This is a genomic window from Pseudomonas sp. R43(2017) (assembly GCF_002112345.1).
GTDB lineage: Bacteria > Pseudomonadota > Gammaproteobacteria > Pseudomonadales > Pseudomonadaceae > Aquipseudomonas > Aquipseudomonas kribbensis.
The window spans coordinates 19,946-36,276 of the sequence record NZ_NEHJ01000006.1 but is presented as its reverse complement, the minus strand read 5'-3'; the positions used below and the strand labels follow the sequence as shown (position 1 = coordinate 36,276).

Below are 16,331 nucleotides of genomic sequence, written 5' to 3'. Positions count from 1 at the left end.
TGCCGGTTCTCTTTTTTACCGTGCAGGTGAATCGATGGCTTTCTTCGAGGTCGACGGACAAGCGCTTCACTACATTGATCAAGGCACAGGCCCGGCGGTGCTGCTGGCCGGCAGCTACCTGTGGGACCAGGCCATGTGGGCACCGCAGATTGCCGCGTTGTCGCCGCACTATCGGGTGATTGCGCTGGACCTCTGGGGTCATGGTGAATCCGGGCGCTTGCCTGAAAACACCACATCACTGGATGACATCGCACGTCAGGCACTGGCCTTGCTCGATCATCTGGAGATCGACCGGGTAACGCTGGTGGGGCTGTCGGTGGGCGGCATGTGGGGCGTGCGCCTCGCGCTGTCGGCACCGCAGCGGCTCAACGGTCTGGTGCTGATGGACACCTACGTCCGCGTCGAGCCGGAGCCGACCCGCCAGTATTACTTCTCGCTGTTCAAACAGATCGAGGAAAGCGGCGGGATCTCCGAGCAGTTGCTCGACATCGTGGTGCCGATCTTCTTCCGTCCGGGCATCGACCGCGAGTCGGCGCTCTATCAGGATTTCCGCGCAAAACTCGCCGGCTATTCCGCCGAACGCCTGCGTCAAAGCATCGTGCCGATGGGGCGTATCACCTTTGGCCGCGATGATCTGCTGTCGCGTCTGGGCGAACTGAATGCAGCAACGACATTGGTGGTCTGCGGCGATCAGGACAAACCCCGTCCTCCGTCGGAAGCCAGGGAAATGGCCGAGCTGATCGGCTGCCCGTGTGTGCTGGTGCCGGAAGCGGGGCATATCTCCAATCTGGAGAATCCCGGGTTTGTGACGGAGGTTTTGTTTACTTTTCTGAACGAGCGCAACCGCTAGAGCGAATCTCTCTTCGCGAACAGGCGCCCGTTCGGGCGCCTGCATATCAAGCCTTACATCGGCCCGAGAATCTTCGCCAGCTTGTCCGGCGTCGGCGCGCCTTGCTGTTGTTGCAGTTCACCCTTGTCGTCCATGTAGAAGATCGCCGGGGTGGCCTGCAATTCCAGGTCCTCCATCAACTGCATGTTCGCTGCAAGTTTGGTCTGCACGGCGGCCGGAATATCCTTCATGGCCTTGAGGGTGCTGGACTTGCCGGCCTTCTCGTGATCGTCCAGGGCCTTGGCCGGGTCCTTGGCCGCCAGCAGCGCGGCGGATTTGGCCGGGCTGTCTTCGCGGATGATGCCAACCATGATGTGCCGCAACTGCACCTTGCCGGCCTTGACCCAAGGGCGCGCCTGTTCCCAGAACATGTTGCAGTACTGGCAGTTCGGGTCGCTGAACAGGTACACCGTGCGCGGTGCGTCCTTTTTGCCGTCCTGAATCCAGTTGCTCGCCTCGAACTTGGCCCAGACTTCCTTGGCCATCGGCGCGTACACCAGTTTTTGCAGCGGTGCGCTGCTCAGGTCGTTGCCGTCGGCGTCGTACAGATTGCCCAACAGCACATGCTTGCCGTCCGGCGTCAGGTACAGCGCCATGCCACGGTTCTGGTATTGCGCGGCGTAACCGCGCAATCCGTCGGGGGCGTCGAACTGGCCGACGATTTTGGCGCCCTTGGCTTCGATTTTCTTGATCGCATCAGGCAATTCTTCAGCGGCCTGCACCGACGGCAAGTGCAGCAGGGCGGCGCCCAGAGACAGCGTCAGCAGGTGGCGGAGGCGGGGCATGGCAGTTTCCTTGCAGAGGTGGCCGGTGCGGCGTTCGTAGTCGGATTCGGGGTGTCGAAGTTTTCCAGGGCCCGGGCCAGGCTGGCGTTCGACAACTCGCCCAGATGGCTGGCCAGCAATTGACCGTCAGGGCTATAGAACAGCGTAGTCGGCAATGCCATGGAACCCACGGCCTGACCCAGATGCCCGCTGCGGTCGAACAGTACGTTGTTCAGGCTCAGGCCCTGGGTTTCGAGGAAGGTCGCGACGCTTTGCATGCTTTCGGCCTGGTTGACGAACAGGAACGTCAGGTCCGGGCGTTGCTGCTGGGCGTTTTCCAATACCGGCATTTCCCGGCGACATGGCGGGCACCAGGTGGCCCACAAGTTGATCACCAGCGGGCCGCCCTGATAGTCGGCGAGTTTCACGGTTTCCCCGGCGGCGTTGCGCAGGGTGATGTCCGGCAGGCGCGTGCCTTGTTCATAGATGTTCAGCGACAGGGTCGCCAGTACCCAGAACGCCACGCCGCTGATCACGCCAAAACCCAGCGGTCGACGCAAACCCGGTCGGCGCCAGCCGCGATACAGCGCCGCCAGCAACAGCACGATCACCCCCGGCCAGGCGAGAAAGCCGCCATCGCGCAGGTCGATGATCTGCCACGGATCGTTGCGATAGTGACCCCAGTACACGGCGACAAACGCGATGCGCGCCGCGAGCATGCCCAACAGGAACAGGCTGAACAGCGCCGACTCGGGGTTATCGCCACCGCGTTTGGCCACCCGCCAGCCGACGAATGTCGCCAGCGCCAGGGCGCTGATCAGCAGCAGGTGATTGAGCGCAATGGCAAAGGTGCCGAGGGTGAAGGTCAGCATTAATGGGCGTCTCGGGTGGTGGTCCAGCGTTGCAGGAAGGTGTCGGCATCGACCTCGCCGGTGATGCGCTGGCTGCGGCGCTCTTCACCGTCGGTGCCGATCCACACAAAACTCGGTGGCCCTGGCACCTTGTAGCGGCCGAGCAGTTCGCGGCTGGCGGCATTGTCATCGGTGACATCGAGGCGCAGTAAACGCACATCGCTCAGGGCCTGCATCACCCGCGCCTGGCCAAACACCTTTTTCTCCATGACTTTGCACGACGTGCACCAGTCGGCGTAGTAATCGAGCAACACCCACTGACCCTGAGCCTTGGCGGCGTCGAGTTCACTTTGCAGGGCCGCTGGATCCTTGATCGTAATGAATGCTTCATGACCCTTCGGTGCCGCCGTGCCGGTGCGTCCGGCGCTATACACCTGCAACGGTTGGAATGGATCATCGCTGCCGCCTGCTGCACCCACCACCAGCAAACTGCCCCACAGTCCCAGCAACAGCGAGCTGGCACCGAACAACTGGGCGACCCGGCCGAAGCCTTCGGACTGTTTCCACGCGCTGTAGGCCGCGATCAGCAGCAGCGCGCCGCACAGTGCGAGCCACAGCGACGAGTCCAGCACCGGACGCAGCATCAACACCGCCGTACCCAGGAACAAGAAGCCGAACACGCCCTTGAGCAGGTTCATCCACGCGCCGGGTTTCGGCAGGAAGCGATTGCCGACCGTCACCAGCACCAACAGCGGGATGCCGATACCGATGCCCAGTGCAAACAGGATCAAGCCGCCGTGCAGCGCATTACCGCTTTGCGCGATGTAGAGCAGGGCACCGGCCAGAGGTGCGGTCATGCACGGGCCGACGAGCAGGCCGGACAAAGCGCCCAGTACACCCGCACCGACCAGGCTGCCGCCGCTGCGACTGCGCGAGGCGTGTTCCAGCCGATCACGCACGGCCACCGGCAGTTGCAGTTCAAAGAAGCCGAACATCGGCAGTGCCAGAATCACGAACACCGCCGCGAAAGTCCCGAGCAGCCACGGGTTTTGCAACCAGGCCTGAAGGTTCGCCCCCAGCAGTGCGGCGATCACGCCCATTGCCGCATAAACCAGCGCCATGCAAACCACATAGCTGCTGGCCAGCGCGAAACCACGACGTGGCGTGGCACCGCTGCCGACCACCATGCCCGCCAGAATCGGCAGCATCGGCAACGAACAGGGCGCAAAGGCCAGAAGCAGACCGAGCCCGAAGAACACCAGCAGGCTCCAGCCCAACGAGTGTTGTTGCAGACCGCTGGCCAACGCTTGATCCTGCGCCTCATCCGTCGCTGTAGCGGCCGCTTTGCCACCGAGGTCGATCACGCGGGTCTGTGGCGGGTAGCACAGGCCGGCATCGGCGCAGCCCTGATAGCTGACCTTGATCTGGCCTTTGGCTGCCGCCGGGATTTTCAGCTCGAGGCCCTGGCGATAGACCGTCTGCTCACCGAAATACTCGTCGCTGTGGGATTCGCCTTCGGGCAGCGCCGGAGCGTTTTCCGCCGCCAGCCCGTCGAATTTCAGGCGTTTCTGATACAGGTAGTAACCGTCGGCGATCTGCCAGAACAGTTGGGTTTCGCCGGAATCCAGACGTTCGGACGTCAGCACGAAGGCCTTGTCGACCGGGAGAAATTCCGGTTTTGTCGCAAAAGGATCGTTCCCTGCCTGGGCCAGACCCGAAATCAACAGTGCAAACAATAAAAAAATATGACGCATGGAGGAGCCTTGTCCCTGTGCAAGTGATGAGCACAATGGGCGGCGGCGATTAACCGATGATTAACCGCGGCACCCTTGTCGCTGTGGCGTTCGCGGCATAATGTCAGCTTAAACGGCCAACCGCCTAATCGGCACTCTTTCAGGGGGCAACCTCTGACCAGGTTGTTGGTTGCGGTCCGGTGTCGACCGGCGATTACCAGAATAGTAGTCGAGCCCTCAACCGGTTCATCAAAGGCGCGTCCTGCCTGTCATCCATGCACGGGGAGTTCATTTTGTAATCAATCCTGGCCACGTTCCTTCATGGAGCGGGAAAGGACCGTTTACAGTTCTTTTCTTAACGTCGAATCTCAAATATTCATTGTTGGTCAGGAAGAAGTAGAAATAAGCGTTGAAGATCGAAAAATCGTTCAAGGCGGTCGTGATTATCCGGTCCTTGTAATTTTCAAGTTCTTTCCATTCGGAGCCATTGAATGGTTTTACTTTAGGGGGTCTTGGAGTTCGAGGGCTGTATTGAAAGTAGCGCCCGTCGTTAAGGAAAACCCAGTAAGTGTGCTTGGAGTCCGCCTTTTCATCCAGCATGACACCAACGATTTTGTTGAAAAAGTTCCCTAGAGGCCACCAGTCGGTATCTGAAAGATTTTTTTTGAATACGACCTTTGAATTGATCTGGGAATACTTGCAAACCATCGGGGTATCGCCGTCAAGGTAGAAGAACCAGACCATGTCTCCTCCGCCGGCGCTATGCCAGTCGGGGCTCGGGGTAGTGAACCCGAACCTCAGGTCTTTTACGTGCTGGCCGAAATCTCCCCAGTGACCAGCAACAGAAGTTGGGTAGCCTTCTTCAACGTGATTGTTTCCAAGATGGAAGCTGGAGTAGGTATTAGTGTCCTTGAAGAAGAAAAAAATACGATCAGGTCCATTGCGCCAGTCGACGGTGACGAAGTTTTTCATAAGGGTGCTCTCTTTGTTGTTTGGGTATTATTGGGTGTTGAGATGATTGTAATCGGGCTTGTTTGTTGTGCTTGTTTGGTGGGTGGATAGTAGCGTTTGATATCGGGATTTTAAAAGGTGCCTGGTTGATTGGTATGTTTCAGGTTGAAACGGGCGTGGTTGTTTTTAGTGGGTGCTATTTACAGTTTTTATTATTTGTTTATGTTGTCTGGAGTTCAGGGTCGGTCCGTTCGCGCGAATGCGCTTTGCGAGAATCGACGCCATCGTCATAATTTGATCTTAATCCTCACCTGTTTGACTCGCTTTTTTGCTCAGGGAGCGCCCCAATGCACGTACTGGTTTGCGAAGACGACGAGTTGATCGCCAGTGGCATCGTCGCCGGGCTGACGGCCCAGGGCTTGACGGTCGAACACGTCAACACCGCCTCCAAGGCCCGGGCGATCCTCAAGGTCGCCGAATTCGACGTGATGGTGCTCGACCTCGGTCTGCCGGACGAAGATGGCCTGAAACTGTTGCAGCAGCTGCGCCAGCAAGGTCTGGAAATTCCCGTACTGATCCTTACCGCACGGGATTCGGTGACCGACCGGGTCGACGGCCTGCAGTCCGGCGCCGACGATTACCTGCTCAAGCCGTTCGACCTGCGTGAATTGTTTGCCCGTCTGCAAACCCTGCTGCGCCGGGTGGCCGGGCGCAGCGTCAACCTGATTGAGCACGGCGCGCTGACCTACGACCCGAGCAGCCGTGAAACCATGTTGGCCGGCCGTTCGGTGGACCTGTCCCGTCGCGAGCAATCCCTGCTGCAAGCCCTGCTGCACAACCGTGGCCGAGTGCTGTCCACCGAGCAATTGAAGGACAGCGTCTACGGTTTCAGCGATGAGCTGGAGAGCAACGCCCTCAACGTGCACATCCATCACCTGCGCAGCAAACTGGGCAAAGGCATCGTTGAAACCGTGCGTGGTCTCGGTTATCGCCTGGGCCCGGCCGATGGTGGAGAAACCGACAAGTGATGAGTCTGCGCCTGCGCTTGAGCCTGACCCTCGGCGCCGCGTTCGCGCTGATCTGGGCCCTGGCGGCCGCCTGGATGCTTAGCGACCTGCGCAACCAGATGATGTTTTCACTCGACCAGCGACTGGTGGCCTCGGCGCGAATGGTCGCCGGGCTGCTGGAGCAATTGCCGGCAATTCCGAGCAAGGGCGAGGGCACCCATTTCAGTGCCGAACAACTGAACATTCCCGGCGGCATGGCCTGTCAGGTCAGCTCGTTGCGTGGCGAGATCCTTGCCCGCAGCCACAACAACCCGGAACAGGCACTGGAGGCGCAGAAAATGGGCTTCCACGACCAGATGATCGACGGTGCACCATGGCGCACCTTCACCCTGGCCCGGGGCGATGTGCGCATCACCACTGCCGACCGGGTGATCGAGCGGGAAGCCCTGAACATGTCGATCCTGCTGGCCGCTTCGGTGCCGGTGGGTGTGGCGCTGCTCGGCTGCCTGTGCCTGCTGTGGCTGGGGATCGGCCAGGGCCTGGCACCGCTCAATCGCTTGCGCGAAGCCTTGATGCGCCGCAATGCCGACTCCCTCGAACCGTTGCAGTTGCAGTCATTCCCCAGCGAACTGAAACCGCTGCTGGAAACCCAGAATCAACTGTTCCAGCGCATCGGCAAGACCATCGAGCGTGAACGTCGCCTGACCGGCGATGCCGCCCATGAACTGCGCAGCCCGCTGACGGCGATCAAGACCCACCTGCAAGTGGCGCGCATGACCGACGGCAGCGCCCGCGATCAGTCCCTTGCCCGGGCCGAGGAGGGCGCCGACCGTCTGCACCGCACCCTCGAACAATTGCTGTTGCTGGCCCGGGTCGAGGGCAGTCTGTCGTTCGACGACGGCGTGCAGTGCAGCGCCGAGCAAGTGGCAAGACTGGCGATTCAGGATTCTGCCAGCGACGAGCGGCAGCGGATCAAACTGCATCTGCCTGAAAAACTGTCCAGCGCACCGCTGCAAATGCCGGCGGTGTTGTCGATCGCGGCCTTGCGCAACCTGCTCGATAACGCCCTGCGCCATACCCCGACCGAGGGGGCCGTGGAGCTGAGTCTGGAAACCATCGGCAACCGCGTGCGCTTTGTCGTTCGCGATCATGGACCGGGGATTGCGCCGGACGATCTGCAACATCTGACCCAACGCTTCTGGCGCAACGGCCAGAGCACCGGTTGCGGGCTTGGGCTGGCGATTGTCCAGGCGATTGTCCAGCGCTGTGCCTGTACCCTGCATTTCGACAGTCGCCCGGATGGCTTGCGGGTCGAGCTGACCATGCCGCTGCAACCGGCCTGAGCCCGGCACATCAAATGTAACCTCTCTTCATTGGTCATTCGCCGGCGGCGCCGCTATTGTCGCCGCAGCCTTTGACTCAATGGATTGAGGGAACAGCGCCATGGATGCATCCATCTACATTTGTCCGGCCACTGCGGCCGATACCGGCATCATCAGCCGCATCGTAGAACGTTCGATTCGCGTCGGTTGCGCGCTCGACCATCGTAACGACCCCCACCTCGTGGATCTCTGGATCCGTCAGCAATCGCCGGAACACATCAGCGCCTGGCTCGCCGATCCGCAGCGCTATCTGAATATCGCCCTGATGCAAGGCCGACCGGTGGGCGTCGGCATGGCGCTGGCCGACGGCGATATCACGCTGTGTCATGTGCAGCCGGAATGGTTTCGCCGGGGCGTGGGCCGGGCGCTGATGACTGACCTTGAAGGCTGGCTGCTGACTCGCGGCAGCGCCCGTTCCGTGCTCACCAGCACTCGCACTGGTGAAGCCTTCTACCGGCGTCTGGGTTATCGCGAATCGGCACCGCCGCTCATCCGCCACGGCATGCGCAGCCTGCCGATGCACAAGTCGCTGCCGCTGTCGGCATGACAACTCGCTCAAGGGTGTAAATCCTCGACGTGCTGGTGCGTTTCCAGAACAGGAAAACCTGCATGTGCGCCCCGGGACCGGAACGCGCACCTGTGCGGTGTGCAGTTTTGGTCACTATCCATAGCGAATTGAGGGGTCGAGAGATGTCAGTCGCCACCAGCCTTATCGAAGAGTCGTCGGCCCGGATCGCCTCCGCGCCGGCGGAAACGCTGTATCAGTTCAATGAATCGCCGCTGCTGGCCCGCCAGAGCCAGCAGGAATCCAATGCCCGCAGCTATCCGCGACGCATTCCCCTGGCGCTGAAGCGTGCCAAGGGTCTGTATGTCGAAGACGTTGAAGGCCGCACCTTCATCGATTGCCTGGCCGGTGCCGGCACCCTGGCGCTGGGGCACAACCACCCGGTGGTGATCGAGGCCATCCAGCAAGTGCTGGCCGATGAGTTGCCGCTGCACACCCTCGACCTGACCACGCCGGTGAAGGACCAATTCGTTCAGGATCTGTTCGGGTTGCTGCCGCCAGCGTTGGCCAAGGAAGCGAAAATCCAGTTCTGCGGCCCGACCGGCACCGACGCCGTGGAAGCCGCGCTGAAGCTGGTGCGTACCGCCACTGGCCGCAGCACCGTGCTGTCGTTCTCCGGCGGTTACCACGGCATGAGCCAGGGCGCGTTGAGCCTGATGGGCAGCCTGGGGCCGAAGAAACCGTTGGGCGCGCTGCTTAGCAACGGCGTGCAGTTCATGCCGTTCCCGTATGACTACCGTTGCCCGTTCGGCCTCGGTGGCGCGGCGGGCGTGAAGGCCAACCTCAGTTACCTGGAAAACCTGCTCAACGACCCGGAGGCTGGCGTGCAACTGCCGGCGGCGGTGATCGTCGAGGCGGTGCAGGGCGAGGGCGGGGTGATCCCGGCGGACATCGAGTGGCTGCGCGGTCTGCGTCGCATCACCGAAAAGGCTGGCGTGGCACTGATCGTCGACGAGATCCAGAGCGGTTTCGCCCGCACCGGCAAGATGTTCGCCTTCGAGCACGCCGGCATCACCCCGGACGTGGTGGTGCTGTCCAAAGCCATCGGCGGCAGCCTGCCGCTGGCGGTGGTGGTCTACCGCGACTGGCTCGACACCTGGCAGCCGGGCGCCCACGCCGGCACCTTCCGTGGCAATCAGATGGCGATGGCCGCCGGTTCTGCGGTGATGCGTTATCTGGTCGAGCACAACGTCTGCTATCACGCGGCCGCCATGGGTGAACGCCTGAGCGAGCATCTGCATATCCTGCAGCGTGACTTCCCGCAACTGGGCGACATTCGCGGTCGTGGCCTGATGCTCGGTGTCGAGCTGGTGGATCCGGACGGCACGCCGGATGCTTTGGGTCATCCGCCAGCCTTTGCACGTCTGGCGCCGCTGGTGCAGCGCGAGTGCCTCAAGCGCGGTTTGATCCTGGAGCTGGGTGGGCGCCATGGTGCGGTAGTGCGCTTCCTGCCGCCGCTGGTGATCTCCGCCGCTGAAATCGACCGCGTCGCAGAGATCTTCGGCCGTGCGCTGAGCGCTGCTACCGCCGCCCTGTAAATTTTTCGCCGCGCCGAACGTTCCTTCTACATACCCGGCTGCACCCACCGTGCAGCCCACCCTTACAACGATGGAGACACAGCATGACGTCAGTATTCGACCGCGAGGACATCCTCTTTCAGGTCGTGGTCAACCACGAAGAGCAGTACTCGATCTGGCCGGATTACAAGGCCATCCCGGAAGGCTGGCGCACCGTGGGCAAGAGCGGCCTGAAGAAAGAATGCCTGGCCTACATCGAAGAAGTCTGGACCGACATGCGCCCGCTGAGCCTGCGCCAGAAGATGGAAGCGCAAGCGGCTGCACAGTAAGTCTTCAGCCAAAAAGAAACCCGCTGGACTGGAAACAGTCAGCGGGTTTTTTCATGTCCGGAGGTTCGGTGTTACGCGCCGCTCAAACCCTTGAGCAGCGCATCCACGTTCCCTTCCAGCTCAGCCACCGGATCCGCCGCATCGGTGCTCAGCACCAGCAGATGACTGCCCGACTCGGCAATCGCCGCTTTCACCGCATCCGACGGCTGCCGATGGTGCAGCACCACCGCCACGTCGTTGTCCTTGAGCGTTGCAGTCAGTTTTTTCAGGTCTTCCGGCGTCCATTCGGCATCCGGCCTCGGATCCTGTCCGATCAACTCCAGATTCAGGCTGCCGATCAGATAGCCGAAGTGATCGCTCAGGCTCATCACGCTAAGGTTGTCGGCACTGGCCAGACGTGCCTCGCTGTCGGCACTGAGTTTCAGCAGGCGCTGTTTCAGTGCGGCGAGATTGGCCTCGATCTTCGGTTTGTCTTTCGGTGCCAGGCGCACCAGATCTGCCGCCATCACATCAGCCATGCGTCCCATGTTGTTGCTGGCCAGCCACGGTTGACTGTTCAGGCCATCGACCTTGAGCTCCGGCTGCACGGCAATGCCGGGCAGGGCGCCGTCCACCGGCCGGGCGGCATCGACTTCGACGATGCGGATGTTGCTGCGTCGAGCCATCGGGTACAGCGGGTCATCGGCCCACAGCGAGCGCACGCCGATCACTGCATCGGCGCCGCTGGCCAGCTTGTCCAGTGCCGGAGCGCCGCGCCCGGTGAAGTACGCGTACTGACGGCTGCCCGGCAGGTTTGCCGGCGCCGCGCGTTCGAGGCTGATGTCGGTGCCCTTGAGCAGCACTTCGCCCAAACCGTAGGTGATCGGCAGCGAGGCCAGTACGCGCACGGGTTTTTCGGCGGCCAGCAATGGGCTGGAGACGGCACCGCCGAGGGCGATGGCCAGGGCAAGTTGTCGCAATGAAAAAGACATTTATCCAAGGTTCCCTTTCAGACTGGGGACGATGCCCCGGGCAATGGCCGCGAGGGCGAAGCCGATGCCGGCGACGAGGATGATCGCGGCGCCGGACGGAATCGGCAGGTCGAAGACGATGGGCGCGAGAATCCCGCACAGCGTGCTGACCGTGGCGATCAGCACCGAACACCAGAAAAAGCCCTTGAGCGACTGGCTGAGCAAACGCGCGGCAGCCGCCGGAATCACCAGCAGGGCGCCGACCAGAATCGCGCCGATGACTTTCACCGCCGCGACGGTGATCAGGGTCACCAGAATCACGAACAGATAATCCAGGGTCTTCACCGCGACGCCGCGCACCGACGCGAGTTGCGGGTTGAAACTCGCAAGCATGATGCGGTTGTACAGCGGCAACGCCAGCGCCATCACCAGTGAACCGACGATGGCCAGCACCGCCAGATCATTGCCGTTGACCGTCAGCACCGAGCCGAACAGTACGTTTTCCAGAATGTGCACGTTGATCTTGCCCGCGAGGATCAGCAGCAGGCTGGCACCCAGCGCCAGGGACACCGAGAGGAACACGCCGATCAGGGTGTCCGGGGCCAGGCCCGTGCGGTTACGCAGGTAATTGAGCAGGATGCCGAACAGCAGGCAGTAACCGAACAGGCTGCCGTACGGCCCGGTGTAGGGCTCGCCGAGCAGAATGCCGATGGCCACGCCGGTCAGTGCCGCGTGACCGACCGCTTCGGAGAAGAACGCAAAGCGCTTGACCACGACCAGCGTACCGAGACCGCCGAGCACCGGGCCGATCAACAGGCCGGCGAGCAGCGCGTTGACCACAAAACCGTAGGCCAGGGCTTCCGGCAGGTAACCGGACGACGCCCAGCCCTGAACCATCAAACGAAAGGCTTCGTAACTCATCAGGCAGCGCTCCGTGGATGGGTCGAGAACAGGGTCAGCAGACGTTCCGGGGTCAGGGCCTGTTGCGGCGTGGCGTCGAACAGCACCCGGCGGTTGAGGCCTGTGACGCGGTTGGCCAGACGCCCGACGGCTTCCAGGTCGTGTTCGATCCACAGCACGGTGATGCCCGCCGCGCGCCAGTCGCCGAGCAGGCGTTCGAACACCTGGATCCCGGCTTCGTCGAGGGCCGACATCGGTTCATCCAGCACCAGCAATTGCGGGGCGGGGATCAGGCCTTGAGCGAGCAGCACCCGTTGGCGTTCACCACCGGACAGCGCGCCCATCCGGCGCTTGCGCTTGTCCTGCATGCCGACTCGCTCCAGCGCATCACCGATGGCGCCGGCATAGCGTTTGCTCAGGCCGAGAAACGCCGGGCGGCGCTGGCACATGGCGGCCATGAAATCGTCGACGGTCATCGGCAGCCCCCGGTCGAATTCCAGCGCCTGCGGCACATAGCCGATGGTGCCGGGCTCGCCGGGCCATTGCAGGCTGAGCCGGCCCTGATGGGGCATCTGCCCGAGCAGGGTCTTGATCAGCGAACTCTTGCCGCCGCCGTTGGGGCCGACCAGCGCATGCACGCTGCCGGGCTGCACCTGGAAGGTGACCTTGTCCAGAATCGTGGTGCGCCCGAGTGTCAGGCTGACCTCAGAAAAATCCAAAGTCGGGCCTGATACGTGTGAGAGCGAGGTTGCTCGCGAATGCGGTGTGTCATCCGGCAATGATGCTGGCTGTCCGGACGCTTTCGCGGGCAAGCCCGCTCCCACAGGGTGCTCGATATCCCGGGCGATATGGTTTTCTTTAGAAGTCATGCGCCAGACTCCTGAATCGCCCGAACCACGGTGTTGAGGTTGCCGGTCATTTCCTTTTCGTACTTGTCGGCGGTGTATTCGCCATAGGAAATGTGCGACAGCGGGTACAGCTTCACCCCGGATTCGCGCTGGATGGTCTCGACGTAGGTGGACGGGAAATCCATCTCGGAGAAGATCACCTTCACGTCCAGTTCCCGCAGTTGATCGATGGTTTTCTTCAATTGGCTCGGGCTCGGCTCGATGCCGTGGGCCGGCTCGACCACCGCTGTCACTTCCAGGCCAAACTCGCGCAGCAGGTAGTCATAAGCGGCGTGCACCGTGGCGACGCGCAACTCGGCGTTCGGTGCCTGGGTCAGTTTGGCCAGCGCGTCGGCGCGCATCTGCCGCAGGCGTTTGCCGTAGGCGCGGGCGTTCTGGGTGTAGGTCCTGGCGTTGTCCGGGTCGAGTTTGCCCAGTTCCCGGGCGATGTTGTTGACCTGGGCAATCGAGGCGCTGATCGACAGGAAGGTGTGCGGATTCACCACTTTGCCGGCACCGCGCGCGGCGACACCGGTGGCGGCCAGCAGCGGCACGTTTTCGTTGGCTTCGATGGTCTTGATGTCCGGCGTTTCGCTGGCGGCGATCATGCGGTCGGCGAAGTCGTCATGGCCGACACCGTTGAGCACGATCACGTCGAGCCCGCTGATGCGTTTGATGTCTTCGGCGCGCGGCTCGTAGGCGTGCGGATTGAAGCCGGCAGGAATCAGCGGCACGACGTCGGCCTTGTCGCCGACGATGTTCGCCACATAGCTGTAATAAGGGTGCAGGGTGATGCCGATGCGCAGGCGTTTGGCCGGATCGGCGCTGGCCAGCGGGCTCAGCAGGCAGGCGCACAGGCCGATCAGCAGCAGGCGCAGGAAAGGGCGGCGTTGAGATGAACTAGACATGGGCAAGCGGTCTTCTCTCGAATGAAGGCGAGGGTTCAATGACGATGTTCGCGGGTCACCCCGGCATCGAATTGCGCGACGATCTGTTTCCATCCGGTGGCGGTCAGTGCCGCGTCGGACAGGTCTGTCGGTGCCTGCAGATCGGCGGCGCGGTTGAGCCAGATGTCCGGCGCGGCGTCGTTCAGGCGCATCAGAAACGAACCGGCCACGGCCGGTGCCTGGCTGTGGCCGAAATAGGCGGCGTTGGCCAGCAATTGCCAGATATGGCTGCCACGACTGACCGAGCTGGCGTCCTGGGCGAACGGCGCGAAACCTTCATCCGCCAGGTTCTGCGGGGTTGGCAGCGCTTGCTGTTCTTCACGCAACAGGTGGATTTCGTCGAGGGTCACCCGCAGGTCGGCGTAGATGCCTTGCTCGCTGGCGCCGAGGTCGCGGCGGGCGTCGAGCTGATGGCCGGAAACCGGCTCCGGCTCATGGGAAACACCGCGCCACGCCACCACGGAGCCGGCCACCGCGAGGATCAGCAGGCACATCAGCAGCACATTGAGGGTTTCATGGCCGGCGCCGGCAGGGCGCACGACTTGAGTGGTCGGCGTGTTCATGGGGCTTCGATATCCGCTTGGTCGATTTCGACCACATGGCCGGGGCCGGCGTCGAACAGCACGTAGAACTCGGCGCCGGGTTTCTTGAAGGTCAGGGTCGAATCGGCGCCGAGCTTGCCCGGTACCAGGATGGTTTCGTCGTAGCCGATCACGTCGAGGGTCACCCCCGGCGCGCCGCTGCCGTCGGAGAAACCGCCGGTGCATTTGATCTGCTCGGCATCGATGGCTTTGCACTCGCACATCGGGTTGTGGGCCAGGGCGCTGGCGCTGAAACCGGCACACAGTGCCAGCAAGGCAGCGTTCATGATCGGGTGAAAAGGGCGACTCATGGTTTGGCTCCTTGTTTGTTCAGCCAGGCAAGGGTGGCGGGTGAGGCCTGGCTCAGCGGAATCGAGGCTTGGTGCATGCTGCCGTCCCAGCCTTCCATGGTGATCCACAGCTCGGCGTCGGCGGCGGTCTTTTCCGGCACTGGCAACCGGGTGCCCATGCGATACGGCGTGCCGAAGAAGATCACGCCGGCAGCCCGCAGGCTGCGGGGTTTGCCGATGCGAAGGTAAGTTGCCTTGACGTGATCGATGCAGGCGTCGCAAAGGGCGGCGCTGAAGTCCTTCATGTAACCGGCAGGGCCGGTCAGGATCGGCGCCTGATTACGCAGTTCCGCCAGACGCAGGCTCCAGGGACCGACCTGGATTTCGCCGACCTCCCGTTCGCCCAGTCCACTGTCGCCGCGAAACAGCGAAGCATCGGCAAAATATTTGGGCATGAACCCGAGCGGGATCAGCAACAGCAGGACATTGAGATGGAATCGCCACTTGTGCCAGAACCGGCTCAGGCGCGAGGGTGATGTTGCTTTGCTCTGGCTCACGGGCTCACCTCCGAAGGTTCCTGTCGGGAAGTCGAGCGTGGTATCGCCTTGCGGTTTCTCTTGTCTTCGCGCTTGAGCGCGTTGAGCGTGGCCAGTGCGGTGCGTTTGGTCCAGATCAGCAGACCGCTGAGGACCATCATGCTCAGCAGCAAACCAAAGAAGAACCAGACCAGTTTGATCCATATTCCGCCGAAATCGCCGGTGTGCAACGGGCGCATGGATTCGGTGACGAACTCTACGGCCGACCGGTCGGACAGCAGGCGCGAGGCGGCAATCTCACCGTTGTAAGGATTGAGCGTGGCGGTCTGGAACATCAGTGGATACCAGCCGCGACCACCGACACTCATGTGGCTGTAGGCGTTGCCGGGCAGGCTGACGAAACTGGCTTCCAGCCCCGGGATTTTTGTCTGGGCGATCTCGATGGCCGAATCCAGGCTGATCTTTGGCGGGGGCGTGCCGTCGGCGGAGATCGGCACACTTTCACGGGACATGGCCGGAATGATCGGCTCGCTGGAAATCGAAATCTGAAAATCGAACAGCAGGGCGCGGATCAGAAACCAGACCCCGGTGATGGAAATCACCGCGATGAACCAGATCGACCAGATACCGCTCAAGCGATGGAAGTCGCCCCAGAAGATTCGCGCGCCGTGGTTGAAGCGCAGGGTCGGGCGGAAAAAGCCCTTCCAGAAGCGCTTGTACACCACCAGCCCGGTCACCAGCGACGCCAGCATCGGCAGCCCGAGGAACGACACCAGATACCAGCCCCAGCTGAAACCGTTGGTGAACGGCACCAGCCACCAGCCGTGCAAGGCGCGGGTGAAGGCCTTGAAGTCAAAGGTCGGCGCGGTGCCCTGGATGACCCCGGTGTACGGATTGACGTAGACCGTCAGCGAGCGGCCGTCGGGGTAGCTGACCTCGACATCGAGGGCAAAGTGCGACTCGTCAGGCCGGCTGATGCTTTGCACCAGCGTCTGCGGTTCGGCTTTTTTGATTTCGGCGAGGATCTGGTCGTAACTCAGGCGCGGTGCGTCGTCCGAAGGGGCGCTGGCGCGCATCTGCGGGTTGGCTAGCCAGACGATTTCCTGGCTGACCACCGCCAGGGTGCCGGTGACGCAGACAATCAGTACAAAAAACCAGATCGGCAACGCCAACCAGCTGTGTATGAGGAACCACAGTTTCGAGCGGGATTTCTTCGACATGATGACGGGTCTTGATTCAGTGAGGGGGCTCG

Annotated in this window: 18 protein-coding genes; 6 read left to right on the top strand and 12 right to left on the bottom strand. The window is 62.1% G+C overall.

The window, feature by feature from the left end:
• Positions 1–34 precede the first annotated feature (34 nt).
• Positions 35–850 (top strand): alpha/beta fold hydrolase, encoded by an 816-nt coding sequence (locus tag CAG02_RS17870; RefSeq protein ID WP_085710713.1) that lies wholly within the window; start codon positions 35–37, stop codon positions 848–850.
• 53 nt (positions 851–903) lie between these two features.
• Here CAG02_RS17870 and dsbG read toward each other — a convergent pair whose 3' ends face one another.
• From dsbG to CAG02_RS17850, 4 genes are all read right to left on the bottom strand, one after another.
• Positions 904–1,674 (bottom strand): thiol:disulfide interchange protein DsbG, encoded by a 771-nt coding sequence (gene dsbG, locus CAG02_RS17865; protein WP_085710712.1) that lies wholly within the window; start codon positions 1,672–1,674, stop codon positions 904–906.
• Entirely contained in the window at positions 1,650–2,525 is an 876-nt protein-coding gene (locus tag CAG02_RS17860; protein WP_085710711.1) for a TlpA disulfide reductase family protein, read from the bottom strand. Before CAG02_RS17860 ends, dsbG begins: the two co-directional genes overlap by 25 nt.
• Positions 2,525–4,258, bottom strand: a complete 1,734-nt coding sequence (dsbD, locus tag CAG02_RS17855; RefSeq protein WP_085710710.1) for a protein-disulfide reductase DsbD — start codon at positions 4,256–4,258, stop codon at positions 2,525–2,527. Before dsbD ends, CAG02_RS17860 begins: the two co-directional genes overlap by 1 nt.
• Before the next feature lie 267 nt (positions 4,259–4,525).
• On the bottom strand, positions 4,526–5,209 hold the full coding sequence (locus CAG02_RS17850) for a hypothetical protein (RefSeq protein ID WP_085710709.1): 684 nt from the start codon (positions 5,207–5,209) through the stop codon (positions 4,526–4,528).
• A 326-nt stretch (positions 5,210–5,535) separates the two neighbouring features.
• Between CAG02_RS17850 and CAG02_RS17845 the strand changes: the two genes are divergently transcribed.
• From CAG02_RS17845 to CAG02_RS17825, 5 genes are all read left to right on the top strand, one after another.
• On the top strand, positions 5,536–6,216 hold the full coding sequence (locus CAG02_RS17845) for a response regulator (RefSeq protein ID WP_085710708.1): 681 nt from the start codon (positions 5,536–5,538) through the stop codon (positions 6,214–6,216).
• Positions 6,216–7,538, top strand: a complete 1,323-nt coding sequence (locus tag CAG02_RS17840) for an ATP-binding protein (protein ID WP_085710707.1) — start codon at positions 6,216–6,218, stop codon at positions 7,536–7,538. The genes CAG02_RS17845 and CAG02_RS17840 overlap by 1 nt, the downstream gene beginning before the upstream one ends.
• Before the next feature lie 100 nt (positions 7,539–7,638).
• A complete protein-coding gene (locus tag CAG02_RS17835; protein ID WP_085710706.1) occupies positions 7,639–8,124 on the top strand; it encodes a GNAT family N-acetyltransferase in 486 nt (161 codons plus the stop codon).
• 143 nt (positions 8,125–8,267) lie between these two features.
• Positions 8,268–9,680, top strand: a complete 1,413-nt coding sequence (locus CAG02_RS17830; protein WP_085710705.1) for an aspartate aminotransferase family protein — start codon at positions 8,268–8,270, stop codon at positions 9,678–9,680.
• An 83-nt stretch (positions 9,681–9,763) separates the two neighbouring features.
• Positions 9,764–9,988: an MbtH family protein gene (locus CAG02_RS17825; protein ID WP_011335246.1), complete on the top strand. Its 225-nt coding sequence runs from the start codon at positions 9,764–9,766 to the stop codon at positions 9,986–9,988.
• Between the two features lie 71 nt (positions 9,989–10,059).
• Here the strand turns inward: CAG02_RS17825 and CAG02_RS17820 are convergent, their stop codons facing one another.
• Genes CAG02_RS17820 through CAG02_RS17785 form a run of 8 tightly spaced genes read right to left on the bottom strand, consistent with a single transcriptional unit; the run spans position 10,060 to position 16,299 of the window.
• Positions 10,060–10,959 carry a metal ABC transporter solute-binding protein, Zn/Mn family gene (locus CAG02_RS17820; protein WP_085710704.1) on the bottom strand — a complete coding sequence of 300 codons (900 nt, stop codon included), beginning with the start codon at positions 10,957–10,959 and terminating at the stop codon, positions 10,060–10,062.
• Positions 10,960–11,859, bottom strand: coding sequence for a metal ABC transporter permease (locus CAG02_RS17815; protein ID WP_085710703.1), 900 nt, complete (start codon positions 11,857–11,859; stop codon positions 10,960–10,962). It lies immediately after the preceding gene.
• Positions 11,859–12,707: a metal ABC transporter ATP-binding protein gene (locus CAG02_RS17810; RefSeq protein WP_085710702.1), complete on the bottom strand. Its 849-nt coding sequence runs from the start codon at positions 12,705–12,707 to the stop codon at positions 11,859–11,861. Before CAG02_RS17810 ends, CAG02_RS17815 begins: the two co-directional genes overlap by 1 nt.
• Positions 12,704–13,633: a metal ABC transporter substrate-binding protein gene (locus CAG02_RS17805; RefSeq protein ID WP_085710701.1), complete on the bottom strand. Its 930-nt coding sequence runs from the start codon at positions 13,631–13,633 to the stop codon at positions 12,704–12,706. Before CAG02_RS17805 ends, CAG02_RS17810 begins: the two co-directional genes overlap by 4 nt.
• Positions 13,634–13,668: 35 nt before the next feature.
• Positions 13,669–14,235: a DUF6162 family protein gene (locus CAG02_RS17800; protein ID WP_085710700.1), complete on the bottom strand. Its 567-nt coding sequence runs from the start codon at positions 14,233–14,235 to the stop codon at positions 13,669–13,671.
• A complete protein-coding gene (locus CAG02_RS17795) occupies positions 14,232–14,540 on the bottom strand; it encodes a hypothetical protein (protein WP_225739982.1) in 309 nt (102 codons plus the stop codon). The genes CAG02_RS17800 and CAG02_RS17795 overlap by 4 nt, the downstream gene beginning before the upstream one ends.
• A gap of 20 nt (positions 14,541–14,560) precedes the next feature.
• Positions 14,561–15,100, bottom strand: coding sequence for a thiamine pyrophosphate-binding protein (locus CAG02_RS17790; protein WP_085710698.1), 540 nt, complete (start codon positions 15,098–15,100; stop codon positions 14,561–14,563).
• A complete protein-coding gene (locus tag CAG02_RS17785) occupies positions 15,097–16,299 on the bottom strand; it encodes a PepSY domain-containing protein (protein WP_085710697.1) in 1,203 nt (400 codons plus the stop codon). Before CAG02_RS17785 ends, CAG02_RS17790 begins: the two co-directional genes overlap by 4 nt.
• Between the last annotated feature and the right edge of the window lie 32 nt (positions 16,300–16,331).